15 protein-coding genes are annotated in these 14,522 nt (G+C 62.2%); all 15 read right to left on the bottom strand.

The features are described 5' to 3' along the window. Positions 1 to 7: 7 nt before the first annotated feature. Positions 8 to 772, bottom strand: coding sequence for a pyridoxine 5'-phosphate synthase (gene pdxJ, locus BLW71_RS00540; RefSeq protein ID WP_091792570.1), 765 nt, complete (start codon positions 770 to 772; stop codon positions 8 to 10). After that, on the bottom strand, positions 769 to 1,689 hold the full coding sequence (gene recO, locus BLW71_RS00535; protein WP_091792569.1) for a DNA repair protein RecO: 921 nt from the start codon (positions 1,687 to 1,689) through the stop codon (positions 769 to 771). Before recO ends, pdxJ begins: the two co-directional genes overlap by 4 nt. Continuing rightward, positions 1,676 to 2,575, bottom strand: coding sequence for a GTPase Era (era, locus tag BLW71_RS00530; RefSeq protein ID WP_091792568.1), 900 nt, complete (start codon positions 2,573 to 2,575; stop codon positions 1,676 to 1,678). The genes recO and era overlap by 14 nt, the downstream gene beginning before the upstream one ends. A gap of 54 nt (positions 2,576 to 2,629) precedes the next feature. Then, complete coding sequence (rnc, locus tag BLW71_RS00525; protein ID WP_091792567.1) at positions 2,630 to 3,886, bottom strand: ribonuclease III; 1,257 nt, start codon at positions 3,884 to 3,886, stop codon at positions 2,630 to 2,632. Positions 3,887 to 4,060: 174 nt separating this feature from the next. After that, a complete protein-coding gene (gene lepB / locus BLW71_RS00520) occupies positions 4,061 to 4,954 on the bottom strand; it encodes a signal peptidase I (RefSeq protein WP_091792566.1) in 894 nt (297 codons plus the stop codon). An 18-nt stretch (positions 4,955 to 4,972) separates the two neighbouring features. Next, positions 4,973 to 6,766, bottom strand: coding sequence for a translation elongation factor 4 (gene lepA, locus BLW71_RS00515; protein WP_091792565.1), 1,794 nt, complete (start codon positions 6,764 to 6,766; stop codon positions 4,973 to 4,975). Positions 6,767 to 7,029: 263 nt separating this feature from the next. Continuing rightward, positions 7,030 to 7,293: a glutaredoxin family protein gene (locus BLW71_RS00510; RefSeq protein WP_091792564.1), complete on the bottom strand. Its 264-nt coding sequence runs from the start codon at positions 7,291 to 7,293 to the stop codon at positions 7,030 to 7,032. Continuing rightward, positions 7,290 to 8,807 (bottom strand): DegQ family serine endoprotease, encoded by a 1,518-nt coding sequence (locus BLW71_RS00505; RefSeq protein ID WP_091792563.1) that lies wholly within the window; start codon positions 8,805 to 8,807, stop codon positions 7,290 to 7,292. The genes BLW71_RS00510 and BLW71_RS00505 overlap by 4 nt, the downstream gene beginning before the upstream one ends. 35 nt (positions 8,808 to 8,842) lie before the next feature. Then, a complete protein-coding gene (locus BLW71_RS00500) occupies positions 8,843 to 9,886 on the bottom strand; it encodes a MucB/RseB C-terminal domain-containing protein (protein ID WP_091800186.1) in 1,044 nt (347 codons plus the stop codon). A 4-nt stretch (positions 9,887 to 9,890) separates the two neighbouring features. After that, positions 9,891 to 10,523 (bottom strand): sigma-E factor negative regulatory protein, encoded by a 633-nt coding sequence (locus BLW71_RS00495; protein WP_091792562.1) that lies wholly within the window; start codon positions 10,521 to 10,523, stop codon positions 9,891 to 9,893. Positions 10,524 to 10,606: 83 nt separating this feature from the next. Next, complete coding sequence (rpoE, locus tag BLW71_RS00490) at positions 10,607 to 11,206, bottom strand: RNA polymerase sigma factor RpoE (RefSeq protein ID WP_006051939.1); 600 nt, start codon at positions 11,204 to 11,206, stop codon at positions 10,607 to 10,609. 101 nt (positions 11,207 to 11,307) lie between these two features. Continuing rightward, positions 11,308 to 11,793, bottom strand: a complete 486-nt coding sequence (locus BLW71_RS00485) for a hypothetical protein (RefSeq protein WP_353615877.1) — start codon at positions 11,791 to 11,793, stop codon at positions 11,308 to 11,310. Between the two features lie 14 nt (positions 11,794 to 11,807). Beyond that, positions 11,808 to 13,046: a beta-ketoacyl-ACP synthase II gene (fabF, locus tag BLW71_RS00480; protein ID WP_091800181.1), complete on the bottom strand. Its 1,239-nt coding sequence runs from the start codon at positions 13,044 to 13,046 to the stop codon at positions 11,808 to 11,810. Between the two features lie 232 nt (positions 13,047 to 13,278). Continuing rightward, positions 13,279 to 13,518: an acyl carrier protein gene (gene acpP, locus BLW71_RS00475; protein WP_004197638.1), complete on the bottom strand. Its 240-nt coding sequence runs from the start codon at positions 13,516 to 13,518 to the stop codon at positions 13,279 to 13,281. Between the two features lie 151 nt (positions 13,519 to 13,669). Next, entirely contained in the window at positions 13,670 to 14,419 is a 750-nt protein-coding gene (fabG, locus tag BLW71_RS00470) for a 3-oxoacyl-ACP reductase FabG (protein WP_091792561.1), read from the bottom strand. Positions 14,420 to 14,522: the final 103 nt, after the last annotated feature.

The following is a 14,522-nucleotide window of genomic DNA, read 5'->3' as shown; positions in this document are numbered from 1 at the left end:
GGTTGCATCAGGAGCGCGCGCCGAGACGCGCGGCGACCATGATCGCCTTCATCTCGCGCACCGCATTGTCCCAGCCGGCGAAGATCGCATGCGCGACGATCGCGTGGCCGATGTTCAACTCAACGATGCCCTCGATCGCGGCAATCTGCTGGACGTTCGTGTAGTGCAGACCGTGGCCCGCGTTGACCTTGATGCCAAGCGTCGCGCCGAATTCGACGGCGCGCACCACGCGCTCGAATTCGCGCTGCTGCTCGGCGGGATCGTGCGCTTCGGCATAACGGCCAGTGTGCAATTCGATCACCGGGGCGCCGGCTTCGTGCGCGGCACGAATCTGCGTTTCGTCCGGATCGATGAAGAGCGACACCCGCGAGTTCGCTTCTGCGAGCTGCCTGCAAGCGGCGCGCACGGCTTCGAACTGGCCGGCGACGTCGAGCCCGCCTTCCGTCGTCAACTCCTGGCGTTTTTCCGGCACGAGGCAAACGTCGTGCGGCTGCACTTCACACGCGATATCGAGCATTTCCTGCGTGACCGCGCATTCGAGATTCATGCGCGTTTTCAGGAGCGGGCGCAGCTTGCGCACGTCGGCATCGACGATATGACGGCGGTCTTCGCGCAGATGCAGCGTGATGACGTCCGCGCCGGCCTCTTCGGCCATCAGCGCGGCGCGGATCGGATCGGGGTAGGAAGTGCCGCGTGCGTTGCGCAGCGTGGCGACGTGATCGATGTTCACGCCCAGGTCAATCACATTCGGCGACGTAAGAAAGAAGCTCATAAGTTCTGCAAGTCGATCAGGATCTGGCGCGTCGCGAGCGGCGTGCCGCCAAGGTAAGTGTTGAGCAGAAAGCGCATCAGCGTCTTGCTTTGCGCCACGGTCTGCGCTCGATGGTAATCGTCCTGCTCCATGTCGAGCAAGGTTTGTCCGCCGATCACGGGCCATTGCGCGGGCAGATCGTCGGAAGCTTCGCGCACGCCGCGCTCCGGGTCGAACACGTAGCGGCCGTCGGCCCGCACCGCCTTGCGCGCGACGGTGCGATCCAACGCCATCGCGTAGCCGGTTTCGCGCAGCAGCACGCGCTCGAACGAACGGAGCACCTGCACGGGCGGTTCGTCGTGCGCGAGACGCGTCATCGTGACGACGTAGTGATGGAACAGTTGCGGATGCGGGTCTTCGCGCGCACAGAACTTGACCAGCAGTTCGTTGACGTAGAAGCCGCACAGCAGCGCGTCACCGGCCAGCGGCAACATGCCGCCGACCCACTCCGCGCCGGTCAGCGTGCGAACTTCGGATTTGCCCGACCATGACAGCGCGAGCGGCTGGAAGGTCTGCAACACGCCGCGCAGCGCGGAGTGCGGACGCTTCGCGCCCTTCGCGACGAGCGCGAGACGACCATGATCGCGCGAGAGCACGTCGATGATCAGACTGGTCTCGCGATACGGATAGCTGTGGAGAACGAATGCAGGTTGCTCAGCGATCCGGTAGTCGGATGCGGAGGTGCGCGGTGCGCGGCGAGGCGGCGCTTTGCGCGGCTCGCCTTCGGCGCCCTGGGCGCTTTTGGTCGATGAAGTTTTTCTGGTGCTACGAGCGGGTTTGGACGCGGGTTGGGACAAATCGCGTGCCGGCGCGGCCGGCTCCGAGTCGTCCGGATCAGCGTCGGAATTCAGCGTCATCCACGCGTCATTCGTACCCATACGCACGAAGTCCGGCTTCGTTGTCGGCCCAGCCGCTCTTCACCTTGATAAAGGTTTCCAGATACACCGGACCGTCGAACAGCTTTTCCATGTCGAGGCGTGCTTCGGTGCTGATCTGCTTCAGCTTGGCGCCCTTCTGGCCGATGATCATCGCCTTGTGCGTATCGCGTTCGACCATGATGGTCGCGAAAATGCGGCGCAGGCGCCCTTCGGTTTCGAACTTGTCGATCAGCACGGTGCTCGTGTACGGCAGTTCGTCGCCGGTCCAGCGGAACACTTTTTCACGCAGAATTTCCGCGGCGAGGAAACGCTCGCTGCGATCGGTCAGGTCGTCTTCGCCGTAGATCGGCGCGCCTTCCGGCAGGAACGGCTTGACGGTCGCCATCAAACGTTTGATGTCGTCGATATTTTTCGCCGACAGCGGCACGATCTCGGCAAACTTGTGCAGCGTGCTGACCTGCTGCATGAACGGGAACAGCGAGTCTTTATCCGACACGCGATCAAGCTTGTTCGCAATCAGCAGCGTGGGCACCGACGGCGGAATCAGGTCGAGCACTTTCTGGTCGTCCGGGCCGAAGCGGCCGGCTTCGATCACGAACAGGATCGCATCCACCGAAGTCAGCGTGGACGTGACCGCGCGATTGAGCGAACGGTTCAGCGCGCCGCTGTGCTTGGTCTGAAAACCCGGCGTGTCGACGAAAATATACTGCGCGTCTTCGAGCGTATGGATGCCCGTGATGCGATGGCGCGTGGTCTGCGCCTTGCGCGACGTGATACTGACTTTCTGGCCGACCAGCGCGTTCATCAGCGTGGACTTGCCGACGTTGGGGCGGCCGACGATCGCGACCATGCCGCAGCGAAAACCAGTGGGAGTGGGAACGTTCATATTCGGGCTACGGCAAGTTCAGATCGACACGCAGGAATGGCGCGCCGATGGCAATCAATGGCCCGCGTCGGCGACGCGCGTTTGCACCGCGTCGGCTACGCCGGGTTCGTGTTCGGTCGGTGCCGCCGCTGCGCTCGGCGCGGGCACGGCGGGACCGGGTGTGACTTCGCGGCCGCGGTGTTTGTCGACACTGCGGACCGCAGCGGCGTCCGGCTTGGCTTCTGGTTTCGCGTCCGGTTTGGCTTCGGCGAGTTTCGCGTCAGCGGCCTTGGTGTCGAGCTTTTCTGAGGCTTTTTCCGCTGCGGCTTTATCTGTGGACTTGTCGCCCGCGTGAGCGGCCGTCTTCTCCGCCTTCTCTGCGCGCTCGGCCTTGTCCTGTCCGCTGTACTCCACGTGCGCGGCGCGAATCACCGCCAACGGCGCGGCTGCGGCTGTCAGCGTGGGGCGTTCGGCTGCCGGCTCCGCAGTGGCCGCCCCTCCGCGGGCCTCGCCGCGCCCCGCTGCGCGCTCGCTCTTGCGATCCGGGCTGCGCAAATCCAGCGCGGCTTGCACGCCGGTCACGCCGGGCACGATCTCCGGCTCGACATGCTTCGCCGCGCGGGCGCTTTTCGAGCGCTTGGGTTTGGCGACCATGGCGGGCGCCGCGGCCATCACTTCGTCGAGTGCCTTCTTGGCCGCCGCCTGCTCCGCCGCGCGCCGGCTCGCGCCGGAACCGGACACTTTCACGTCCAGCTTCGGCACCGTGCATTCGACTTCGAACTGCTGATTGTGCGCCGCACCATGTGTAGCGACGACGATGTAGGTCGGCAGCGCGATCTTGTGACCTTGCAGATATTCCTGGAGCAACGTCTTGGCATCCTTGCCGAGCGTGCGCGGGTCGATGTGATCGAGAATCGGCACGTAAAGACGTTTGATGACCGTCTGGGCGGCTTCGAAGCCGCCGTCGAGGAACACTGCGCCCAGCACGGCTTCGAGCGTGTCAGCAAGGATGGAGGGCCGGCGGAAGCCACCGCTGCGCAACTCGCCTTCGCCCAGCCGCAAGCCTTCGGAAATATTGAGGGCCTGAGCGATTTCGTAAAGCGACTGCTGCTTGACCAGATTGGCCCGGACGCGCGACAGGTCGCCTTCGTCCAGCTTGCTGAAACGTTGGAACAAAAGCGCAGCCACCGCGCAATTTAGAACGGAATCGCCAAGAAACTCGAGCCGTTCGTTATGCGTGGAACTGTGACTGCGGTGCGTTAAAGCCTGGCGCAACAATTCCGCATTGCGAAATTCATAGCGCAGACGGCTTTCCAACGGAGATAGGGGCATGGGCAGAGTATAACGCGGGCGCCTGGCCCGGCGAAAACGCGGGGCGGCCAGCGGAAAAAGCGTGGTGAAGCGACGTTACCGCGGAATCTTAAAGTAGCGTGATAACACGCCGCGGCTGCGTGACCTGTGTAAAGGCCAACCGCGCGGCGTGTCGTGCAATGAACGCACACGAACTCAGTTGAATGAGCCGATGCGTTTCAGATTGCTGAAGTTCATCCAGATAAAAAACGCGCGTCCGACGACATTGTTGTCCGGCGCAAAACCCCAGTACCGGCTATCCGCGCTGTTATCGCGGTTGTCGCCCATCATGAAGTAGTTGCCCGGCGGTACCTTGCAGATCACACCGCGCGCGTTGTACGTGCAGTTGTCGCGATACGGATAATCTTCCGCGCCGACGATAAACGGCGGCACCGCAGGATTGTTCAGGATTGCGTTCTTGCGGCCGTCGAGATCTTCTTCGAACTGCTTCGCGTAACCCATGCGTTCGTCGTCGAGGTAATCGGGCAGCGGCGTTTCCGGCACCGGCTTGCCGTTGATCGTGAGCTGCTTGTCCTGATATGCGACCGTGTCGCCAGGCAGGCCGATCACGCGCTTGATGTAGTCGACCGATTCGTCTCTCGGGTAGCGGAACACCACCACGTCGCCGCGTTGGAGCGGACGGCCTGCGGTGATCTTCGTGTTGGTGATCGGCAGACGGATGCCGTAGTCGAATTTATTGACGAGAATGAAGTCGCCCACCAGCAGCGTCGGCACCATCGAACCCGACGGAATCTTGAACGGCTCGACCACGAACGAGCGCACCACGAAAACCACCAGAATCACCGGGAAAAAACTCGCCGAATACTCGAGCCACCACGGTTGGCGCAGCTTGTCGTCACGCAAACGGGCGCGCGTTTGCGCCGCGTTCTCGTCGGCGAAACGCTCGCCGACGCGTGCCTGCTGGCGGTCGAACTCGGCGACCGCGGCTTCCGCCGCGCGGCGCCGTTGCGGCATGAAAACCAGTTTGTCTGCGACCCATGCGACGCCCGTCAAAATGACGAGCACAAAAAGAATCAGCGCAAAATTCATAGGGTTCCGTTGTTCGTCTTATTTGTCTTCGACACGCAGGATAGCGAGGAAAGCCTCTTGCGGAATCTCGACCGATCCCACTTGCTTCATTCGCTTCTTGCCTGCCTTTTGCTTTTCCAGCAGCTTCTTTTTACGTGAAATGTCGCCGCCGTAGCATTTTGCCAGCACGTTCTTACGCAACGCTTTAATGTTTTCGCGCGCAATGATGTTCGCGCCGATCGTGGCCTGAATCGCCACGTCGTACATTTGACGCGGAATCAGTTCACGCATTTTCGCCGCGACTTCGCGGCCGCGATACTGGCTTTGCGAACGGTGCACGATGACCGACAGCGCGTCGACCTTGTCGCCGTTGATCAGCATGTCGACCTTCACCACGTCTGCCGCGCGATATTCCTTGAACTCGTAATCCATCGACGCATAGCCGCGCGAAATCGACTTCAGACGATCGAAGAAATCGAGCACGACTTCGCCCATCGGGATTTCATAGGTCAACTGCACCTGACGGCCGTGATACTGCATGTTGATCTGCGTGCCGCGCTTTTGCGTGCACAGCGTGATCACCGAGCCGACGTAGTCTTGCGGCATGTACAGATTCACGGTGACGATCGGTTCGCGCACCTCTTCGATCTTCGACGGCTCCGGCATCTTGGCCGGATTCTCGACCATGAGAATCGTGCCGTCGCGTTGCAGGACTTCGTACACCACGGTCGGCGCCGTGGTGATCAGGTCCATGTCGAATTCGCGCTCGAGACGTTCCTGCACGATCTCCATATGCAGCAGGCCGAGGAAGCCGCAACGGAAACCGAAGCCGAGCGCCTGCGACACTTCCGGCTCGTACATCAGCGAGGCGTCGTTGAGCTTCAGCTTTTCGAGCGAATCACGCAACGCGTCGTACTGGTTGGCTTCGACCGGATAGAGGCCGGCGAACACCTGCGGCTTGACCTCCTTGAATCCGGGCAGCGGCTCGGCGGCCGGACGGTTCACCAGCGTGACGGTGTCGCCCACCTTCGCAGCAGCCAATTCCTTGATGCCGGCGATGATGAAGCCCACCTGCCCGGCCGACAGCGATTCGAGATTCTTCGACTTCGGCGTGAACACGCCGATGTGCTCGACCGGGTACTGCGCGCCGGTCGCCATCATACGGATCTTGTCCTTGGGACGCAGCGTGCCGTTGACGATACGCACCAGCATCACAACGCCGACATAGTTGTCGAACCACGAGTCGATGATCAGCGCCTGCAACGGCGCTTCCGGATCGCCCTTGGGCGGCGGCACTTTAGCGATCAGTGCTTCGAGCACGTCTTCGACGCCGAGGCCCGTCTTTGCGCTGCAATGCGTGGCGTCGGTCGCGTCGATGCCGATCACGTCTTCGATTTCAGCGATCGCATTTTCGGGGTTCGCCGCCGGCAGATCGATCTTGTTGAGCACCGGAATCACGTCCACGCCGAGCTCGATCGCCGTGTAGCAGTTGGCCACGGTTTGCGCCTCGACGCCCTGGCTCGCATCGACGACCAGCAACGCGCCTTCGCATGCGGACAGCGAGCGGCTGACTTCGTACGAGAAGTCGACGTGGCCCGGCGTGTCGATCATGTTCAGGTTGTAGACCTGCCCGTCACGGGCCTTGTACGTCAGTGCGGCGGTTTGTGCCTTGATGGTGATGCCGCGCTCGCGTTCGAGATCCATCGAATCGAGCACTTGAGATTCCATTTCGCGGTCGGACAGGCCGCCGCAAATCTGGATGATGCGATCGGCGAGCGTCGACTTGCCATGGTCGATGTGCGCAATGATCGAGAAGTTACGAATATGATCCATTCAGTGCCGATCAAGCAAAAAAGGCGCGCTCGGACAATAGCGGAGCACGCCTTGTAAGTAGGTGAAAAACCTATCTATTTTAGCCGAAAAGGCCGTCGCCCGGCGCATCTTGCGAAGCTCGGGCGGAAAAGACAGCTGGGCAACCCTGCTGCATGGGACCAGAGCACGGCGCTGCGGCGCCAACTCGGGTTGACAGGAGAGACGTGAAACTCGGCGTGAGCGGAGCGGCGTCGATGCCGCACCTCGAACCCTCGTGCTAAAACTCAGGAGGCCGCCGCGACCCGCGTGGCGAGCGCGGCGCGAACCCGCGCTACGTCGAGGTGATAGTGACACAGCTCGACGCCGTCACAGACCAGAACTGGCACCAGTTCGTTGTAACGGGCTTCCAGCAAGGGATCCGCGTCGACGTCGACAATTTCGACCTGCGCGCCGAATTCGGCCAGCAAGGGCGCGAGCGCGGCACGCATGTCATCGCAAAGATGGCACCACGCGCGCCCGTAGAGCGTGAGCGGCGCCGTCTTTGTCATTTCTGCGCGCTGCGCGGGCGGACCGGCACGAACTGCGTGTTCTCGCCGCGGCGAACCAGCAGCGCGACCATCTTCTGCGAATCGAGATGCGAACTCACGTCGTCGAACTGCTTTGCGCTCGTGATGTCGGTGTCGCCCACCCGCAGAATGATGTCGCCCTTTTGCAGGCCCACGCGCGCTGCGGGACCGTCCACGGCGTCGATCTGCACGCCGCTGTGCAGCTTCAGCGCCTTCAACTGATCGGCAGGGATATCGCTGACCGCCACACCCAGCACGTTCGTGGCGCGCTGTTTGGGCGGCTGCGGCTTCTTCTGATCCGCCTTGGTTGCCTTATCCGGCTGCATCTCGGCGATCGTCACCGGCAGATCGCGCGTCTGGCCCTTGCGCCAGATCGTGATCGTCGACTTCGTACCCGGCTTCGTGTCGCCAACCATGCGCGGCAGGTCGGTTGCCGTGTCGACCGAATGGCCGTTGAATTTCAGGATGATATCGCCCGGCTGCACACCCGCCTTATCCGCCGGGCCGCCCGGCTCGACGCTGCTGACCAGCGCGCCCTGCGCCTTCGGCAGACCAAGCGATTCGGCGACGTCTTTGGTCACTTCGCCGATCGCCACCGCAATCCGGCCGCGCACCACCTTGCCCGAGGCCTTCAACTGATCGGCCACGCGCATCGCCTCGTCGATCGGAATCGCGAACGAAATGCCCATGAAACCGCCGGTGCGGCTGTAAATCTGCGAATTGATGCCGATCACCTCGCCCTGCATGTTGATCAGCGGACCGCCCGAGTTGCCTGGGTTGACGGCCACGTCGGTCTGGATGAACGGCAGATAGTCGCCCGTATCGCGCCCCTTGGCGCTGACAATACCGGCCGTCACCGTGTTCTCGAGCCCGAACGGCGAGCCGATCGCGACCACCCACTCGCCGACGCGAACCTTGTTCGAGTCGCCGATCGTGATGGTCGGCAGATTGGCGGCGCTGATTTTGACGACGGCGACGTCGGTGCGATCGTCCACGCCGATCAGCTTTGCCTTGAATTCGCGCTTGTCGGTGAGCGTGACATAAATGGTGTCCGCGTCGTCGATGACGTGCGCGTTTGTCATCACGTAGCCGTCCGCCGACAGGATAAAGCCCGAGCCCACGCCGCTGTTCTGTTCCGGATCGCTGCTATCCGGCGTGTCCTGGCTGCCGCCACTGCCGCCGTTGTCGCCGCCGCGGGGTGCCCCCGGCGAACCCGGCGATTGCGGTGACTGCGGCAACGGAATGCCAAAGAAACGCCGGAAAAACTCCGACATGTCGCCGTCGTCCATACCCGGCGGCAAACCGCTGCGGGCACCGCTGCTGGACACGCGAGTGGTGGTGCGGATGTTGACGACCGCCGGGCCGACTTTGTCGACCAGGTCAGTGAAGTCGGGCAGATTGGCGGCGGGAGCCGCCGACGCCGTATGCGGCACGAGCGGCAAACACGCCGCTACTACCGCGGCCGCGAGGAATTTGCGCACCGAGAAAGTCGTCATATCGTAGCAAGCCGAGGGATTCAGGATTCGGGGGGTTACTTCGGAGCTTTGTATTCTATGGCAGCCGCAAATTGCTGCAATGTGGTCTGGGGCACTTCACCCAGCAGAGTAATCCAGAAGTCGCCGCGACGCTTGACGAGCACGTGCGTCGCGCCGCTGCTGCCCGCGCCTTCCTTGCGCGTGTTGTTCTCGACCGGCTCGACGAACACCGAAATGGCCGCGAGGCCGTCGGAGAACACCGCCTGGTCCACTGGAATGGTCGGCTGGCCGGCGTCACGCGCGGCCATGGGACGGCGTAGTTCACGAATCTTGCGGAAACCCGGCACGGTTGGCGTGATCTGCCAGCCTTGCGCGGCCATGTCCACCGGCTCGACCGGCGGGCGCACCACGGTCCAACCCGCCGTATTACGAATACCGTTGACGATGCCGGCCTTGTCGACCGGCACGCCGATGCGAATCTGCGAAAAAGACAGTTGTTCGAGCACCTGACCGCTCGGGTCGAGTGTCTGGGCACGCAGCAGCAGGCCGGTTTTCTTGTCGGCCCACAACTTGTAGGCAAAGCGATAGGCGTCTTTCGGGTCGAGCTCGATCACCTGGCTGTCGACGCCCGCGACACGGTCGTCGCCCAGCAGCTTGGGCTCGTAGACCGACAGCACCTGTTCGCCGCTCACGGCCAGTAGCGCCGGGAACGAATCCTTGTTCTGACGTTTTTCGACGACGCACAAATGCCGCTCCGGCACGAACGTGTAGAGCTCCTCGTTATGACGCAGCATTTTGCGCGGCTTGCCGTCGAGACTTTCGAGCTGCTCGAATTCGCCATCCGCGCGGGTCGCGTAGTGCGCGATCCGCGACGTTTGAACGAAATTGCCGCGTTGGTAGACGAATGCGCCCTCGTAATTTTGCTGCTGTGCGGCTTGATGGATGCGATCGAGCAGATCCGCGGCCGTGCGACGGGCGACGAGCGGATCGTCGGTTTGCGCAAAGACCCGCGGTGTAGCGGACAACAACACGGCTGCGCAGAACAGAAATGCCGGCAGCCGCCCCCAGATAGTCGTTTTATTCAACCGCGGAGTCTGCATCAAACTATTGGCCTTGCGTAGAAACGGCGGCAGCGCGAATCAGCGGCATCGAGCCCGGCATGACCGGCTGTTGCGCGAATTGCTGGTGAGCTTCCAGATACTGGTCGAGACTGGCGTCACGAATGATATTCGCGTCTTGTACGATCGGCTGAACGGTAGCCGCCGGCACCGAAGCCATGGCCACGCGTTGCAGCGTATCGCCATGCGACTGGACCGACGCGAGTTGCGCCGTGCCCGGACCGCCCGGCACGCCTTGCAGTTGCGGCACGACGATCCACGTCAGCGTGGCGGCAGCGGCCGCGACGGCAAAGGCCGGCACGACACGGCGACGCAGCGCCAGCAAACGACGCGCAACAGGCATAGCGGCAGGCGCCAACACGTGCGGCTCGTTGTCGAAGCGCGCGGCAAAACCGCTCAGGAACGCGCTGCTCGCGGCCGGACTCACCGCCAGATCGTCAGAACGCAAAGCGTCGCCGATCAGGTGATAGCTCGACCAGGCGGCGCGATCCTGGCCGTCTAGCCCGGAAAGAAACGCGTCCAGATTCAGATGCTCTTCGCCGACCAGCTCACCGTCGACAAAAGCGGACATGCGCTCGCTGCGCGAGCTGGCTTGCGATTGCATCGAGACCGACCCCATGATGCTCCCCATCTTACAAATACCTCGTAGTGACACCACTAATCCAGATATTGCACCCGCGCCCCGCCCGGCCGGCTGGTGGTTTACCAGCGCTTGCCTTCAGGTGTGTCAAGTAACGGACGCAATTTTGCCGCAATGGCTTCGCGAGCGCGGAAGATTCGTGATCTGACCGTGCCGATTGGGCACCCCATCATCTCAGCGATTTCCTCATAGCTCAAACCTTCAATTTCACGAAGAGTAATGGCGGTGCGCAACTCTTCCGGTAAAACCGCCATCGCAGCATTGACCGTCTCAGCGATCTGCTTGCTCATCAACATCGACTCAGGCGTGTTGATATCCCTTAGTTGGTCCGCGTCCGAGAAAGTTTCAGCTTCTTCAGCATCTGCTTCGGTCGAGGTCGGCGCGCGTCGCCCTTGGGTCGCAAGGTAGTTCTTTGCCGTGTTGACGGCAATCCGGTACAACCACGTATAAAAAGCCGATTCCCCGCGAAACTGCGGCAGCGCCCGATACGCCTTGATAAAGGCGTCCTGGGCGACGTCTTCCACCTCGGCGGGGTCCCGCACGAGGCGCGAGATCAGCCGGAGAATCTTGCGGTGGTATTTGGAGACCAGAAGCTCGAACGCGGCCTTGTCGCCCTTCTGGACGCGCTCGACCAGCACCTGATCAATTTCTTTTTCGCTCACCTGATAAATCCGTTAACTATAGGGCGCATGGCGGGGCACCATTGTAGCGTCCCCATCAACTGGGTACGTTACGCCGGTAACAGCGGTTACAGTCGTTACAGTCAGGCGCCGGCGCCACGCCGGCCCAGCACCGCCAGTTCGCGGAAGACGGGTGCCGGGAGAGTGTCGGCGGCAAGCAGTAGCGTGCGCGGGCCGCCTTGATCCGGCATGACTGTCAGAATCAGCAGGCGACCGCTCCACTGCGAACAGCCGGCAAGACGTCCGTGCGCCAGCAGTGCGCCTGTTCGGCCCCAAACGGACAAGCCGTCCGCCCCGATTTTCAGCGCGACGGGCTGCGCGCGCCCATAGCGGAGCGCGCAAAGCGTGAGCCACGCCCATACCGCGAGCGTCAACGGAACCGCTTGCCCGGCGCCCAGATGCGACGCGAGGCAAGCGAAGACGGCAGAGGTCGCCGCCAGAATGAACGCCCCCAGCGCAGCCCATATGGCAACGGAGCGCCGCAGCGCAATCCGCTGCGGCGCTCCGTCGGGCGTTGCCGGTTCAGGGGAAAGCGCCGGCACAACCGGCGCCGTCGACTGGCGCGTCACCAACTATCAGGCGATCAGGCGCGCTTGAAGACCAGCGTGCCGTTCGTGCCGCCGAACCCAAACGAGTTCTTCAGCGCGACGTCGATCTTCATTTCCCGCGCGGTATTAGCGCAGTAATCCAGATCGCAGGCCGGATCCTGGTTGAAGATGTTGATGGTCGGCGGCGACACCTGATGATGCACGGCCAGCACGGTGAACACCGACTCCAGACCGCCGGCGCCACCCAGCAGGTGCCCCGTCATCGACTTGGTCGAATTCACGACCATGTTTTTGGCGTGATCGCCGAAAGCGCGCTTGATGCCGGTGGTTTCGGCCAGATCGCCGAGCGGAGTGGACGTGCCGTGCGCGTTCAGGTAATTCACCTGGTCGGCATTGACACCCGCGTTCTTCATTGCGGCCAGCATGCAGCGGCGAGCGCCGTCGCCGTCTTCCAGCGGCGCGGTCATGTGATAAGCGTCGCCGCTCATCCCATAGCCGCTGACTTCGGCGTAAATCTTCGCGCCGCGTGCCTTCGCGTGCTCGTACTCTTCGAGCACCATGACGCCGGCACCCTCGCCCAGCACGAATCCGTCACGATCCTTGTCCCACGGACGGCTCGCCGTTGCCGGATCGTCATTGCGCTGCGACAGCGCACGCGCCGCCGCAAAGCCGCCGACACCGAGCGGCGACACAGTCGATTCCGCGCCGCCGGCGATCATCACGTCGGCGTCACCGTATTCGATCAGGCGCGAAGCCTCGCCGATACAGTGCAGGCCCGTGGTACAGGCCGTGACGATAGCCAGATTCGGTCCCTTGATGCCGAATTTGATCGACAGGTGGCCGGAAATCATGTTGATGATCGACGCCGGCACGAAGAACGGCGAAATACGGCGTGGGCCGCGATTGAGCAGTTCGGTTTGCGTCACTTCGATCATCGGCAAACCGCCGATGCCCGAACCGACCACTACACCGATACGCTCCGAATTCTCGTCGGTGACTTCGAGGCCGCTGTCCTGCATCGCCTGGATGCCTGCAGCCACGCCGTAATGGATAAACGTATCCATGTGGCGCGCTTCCTTACCGGGGATGTAGTCCTCGATATTGAAGCCCTTCACCTCGCCGGCAAAACGAGTCGAAAAGTTCGACGCATCGAACTTCGTGATATTGGCAATACCCGACTTGCCGGCGACCAGATTGGCCCAGCCGTCGGCAACATTATTGCCAACAGGCGAAATCAGCCCCAGGCCTGTAACAACAACACGACGGCGGCTCACGGTAACCCCTTTTTCATAGATGACAAAAGCAAAAGCCACAGCGGCCACAGGAACCTGCCCTGTATGCCCTGTGGCTGTTTAACTCGGCAATCGCGCGAAAAATTGCGCAGTCAACATCGCTCGCTCCTGCTTGGCAAAACGCGTGGCAAAAAGCGCCAACCCTGCTGGCGTCGGCAACCGACACGGCAGGGCGTCATACGCCGCCAACGCAGAAACGCGGGCGCGAATGACCTTAGGCCTTGACGTTCGCGCGAGCGTAGTCGATCGCTTGCTGAACGGTGGTGATCTTCTCGGCTTCTTCATCCGGAATTTCCATGCCGAACTCGTCTTCGAGGGCCATCACGAGTTCAACGGTGTCGAGCGAGTCGGCGCCGAGGTCGTTCACGAACGAAGCTTCGTTCTTGATCTCAGCTTCTGCAACGCCCAGTTGTTCTGCGACGATCTTCTTGACGCGCTGTTCGATATTGTCCATTACCCCTCCAAGGGAAAAGAAGTTCAAAAATACAGGTGCGCGCATTTTATCAGGTTTGACCCGGCAAAAAAGCGGCGCATCGGGTGGCTGTCAAGGCATGCGCCTTACGCATTTACAAACGCATCAAGGCGCGGATAGTAACCGAATTTGGTTACGACATGTACATCCCACCGTTTACATGCAATGTCGTGCCGGTGATATAGCCCGCATGTGGCGACGCCAGAAACGCCACGGCGTGCGCAATATCTTCCGGGCTGCCGAGACGGCCCAGCGGAATCTGCGTCTTCAGCGCCGTTTGCTGCTCTTCCGGCAACGTCTTGGTCATGTCGGTATCGATAAAGCCCGGCGCGACACAATTCACCGTGATGCCGCGGCTGCCGATCTCGCGTGCGAGCGCACGCGTCATGCCCGCCACGCCCGCTTTCGCGGCGGCGTAGTTGACTTGCCCCGGGTTGCCGGCCGAGCCGACCACCGACGTGATGTTGATGATGCGGCCGCCCTTCGCCTTCATCATGGGACGCAGCACCGCGCGCGACAGCCGGAACACCGACTTGAGGTTGGTGTCGATCACCGCGTCCCAATCGTCGTCCTTCATGCGCATGGCAAGTTGGTCCTGCGTGATGCCGGCGTTATTCACCAGTACGTGCAGCGCGCCGAATTCCTTCACCGTGCCGTCGATCAGCGCTTCCGCCGCAGCCGCGTCGTTCACGTTGAGCACCGCGCCACGGCCGTTCACGCCGGCGGCGTTAAACGCTTCGCTGATTGCGGCTGCGCCGCTTTCGCTGGTCGCCGTGCCGATTACCGTCGCGCCCTGGCGCGCCAGTTCCATGGCGATCGCCCGGCCAATACCGCGCGAAGCGCCGGTCACGATTGCGATCTGCTTGTCGAGAGTCTTTTCCATCTGTCAGTCCGGATGCCCTTCGGAGGGCTGATTGATTCTTGATGCGATGATCTGACGCTCTCGCGCAGCGCGTGCTGTCAGCGCAAGGCACGCGCGGCGCAGT

Origin of the sequence: Burkholderia sp. WP9, assembly GCF_900104795.1 — a bacterium.
Classification (GTDB): Bacteria; Pseudomonadota; Gammaproteobacteria; order Burkholderiales; family Burkholderiaceae; genus Paraburkholderia.
This window is presented reverse-complemented; position numbering and strand designations above follow the sequence as displayed.

Coding starts and splice junctions, on each gene's coding strand:
- acpP (WP_004197638.1), bottom strand. CDS start 13,518: ATGGACAATATCGAACAGCGCGTCAAGAAGATCGTCGCAGAACAACTG.
- recO (WP_091792569.1), bottom strand. CDS start 1,689: ATGGGTACGAATGACGCGTGGATGACGCTGAATTCCGACGCTGATCCG.
- rnc (WP_091792567.1), bottom strand. CDS start 3,886: ATGCCCCTATCTCCGTTGGAAAGCCGTCTGCGCTATGAATTTCGCAAT.
- era (WP_091792568.1), bottom strand. CDS start 2,575: ATGAACGTTCCCACTCCCACTGGTTTTCGCTGCGGCATGGTCGCGATC.
- BLW71_RS00505 (WP_091792563.1), bottom strand. CDS start 8,807: ATGACGACTTTCTCGGTGCGCAAATTCCTCGCGGCCGCGGTAGTAGCG.
- pdxJ (WP_091792570.1), bottom strand. CDS start 772: ATGAGCTTCTTTCTTACGTCGCCGAATGTGATTGACCTGGGCGTGAAC.
- BLW71_RS00500 (WP_091800186.1), bottom strand. CDS start 9,886: ATGCAGACTCCGCGGTTGAATAAAACGACTATCTGGGGGCGGCTGCCG.
- BLW71_RS00495 (WP_091792562.1), bottom strand. CDS start 10,523: ATGGGGTCGGTCTCGATGCAATCGCAAGCCAGCTCGCGCAGCGAGCGC.
- BLW71_RS00510 (WP_091792564.1), bottom strand. CDS start 7,293: ATGACAAAGACGGCGCCGCTCACGCTCTACGGGCGCGCGTGGTGCCAT.
- fabG (WP_091792561.1), bottom strand. CDS start 14,419: ATGGAAAAGACTCTCGACAAGCAGATCGCAATCGTGACCGGCGCTTCG.
- lepA (WP_091792565.1), bottom strand. CDS start 6,766: ATGGATCATATTCGTAACTTCTCGATCATTGCGCACATCGACCATGGC.
- lepB (WP_091792566.1), bottom strand. CDS start 4,954: ATGAATTTTGCGCTGATTCTTTTTGTGCTCGTCATTTTGACGGGCGTC.